The 779-nt window shown below is 30.9% G+C and carries 3 protein-coding genes; 2 read left to right on the top strand and 1 reads right to left on the bottom strand.

The window, feature by feature from the left end; translation table 11 throughout:
• The coding region (locus tag D1841_RS17760) for a DnaA N-terminal domain-containing protein (protein ID WP_305801095.1) at window positions 1–230 on the bottom strand (230 nt) is incomplete at its 3' end.
• A gap of 285 nt (window positions 231–515) precedes the next feature.
• Here D1841_RS17760 and rpmH point away from each other — a divergent pair.
• Together rpmH and D1841_RS17770 are read left to right on the top strand one after the other, a co-directional pair.
• Window positions 516–650 (top strand): 50S ribosomal protein L34, encoded by a 135-nt coding sequence (rpmH, locus tag D1841_RS17765; RefSeq protein WP_160201006.1) that lies wholly within the window; start codon window positions 516–518, stop codon window positions 648–650.
• A gap of 7 nt (window positions 651–657) precedes the next feature.
• Window positions 658–779: ribonuclease P protein component (locus D1841_RS17770; RefSeq protein ID WP_166554344.1), on the top strand; the 122-nt coding region annotated here is incomplete at its 3' end.

Here is a 779-nt window from a genome sequence, read left to right on the forward strand (position 1 = left end):
ATTACAACGCGGTATTCTTCTCCGGTTACAGTTTTGAAACTGGACTCAATCAGCTGTAAATAACGGTCTTTTAAAACTTTGATAATAAAATCTTCATCGGTTTCTAAATAGACGATTTTTACATTTTTGTCAATGTTGTTGATTTTAAGTGGTTTAAACCAGGTATTATAGCTGATTGATGTTGTATTTTCTTCAATGATATTTAAAACTTGATTCCATATACTTTTCATTTTCTGCCCTCAATTTCATGGTGTAGTTTTATTGTACCTAATAAGTTATCCATATACAAGTACAAATTTAAAAGGTTGAAAAATAAAATTTCCATATAGTTATCCATATCTTGTGGATAATTTTACGCACATACCTGTTTTTATATAGCAGCATGGCTATTTAAGAACAAAAAAAGACAAAATCATTGACAAGCCAAGCCTTTGTAAGTATAATAGTAGGGCATATGTGCGCATATTGGAATTTAGATTGCGTATGAGTTTACAATTTATAAGGAGGTAAAACCAATGAAACAGACTTATCAGCCTAAAAAAAGACAGAGAATGAAAGAGCACGGCTTCAGAAAAAGAATGAGCACCAAGAATGGCAGAAACGTTCTTAAGAGAAGAAGAGCAAAAGGCAGAAAAAAATTAACTGCTTAATTTTGAAATGCTTAAAAAAAATGTTTTAAGAAGAAAAAGTGACTTTACGTCTATTTATAATAGAGGTAAATCTGTAGGGGACAGATATGTGGTCGTTTTTTACAGAAAAAATAACCTTCCCTACACCAG

Source organism: Neglectibacter sp. X4 (assembly GCF_009917365.1).
In the GTDB taxonomy this organism is placed as follows: domain Bacteria; phylum Bacillota; class Clostridia; order Oscillospirales; family Acutalibacteraceae; genus Acutalibacter.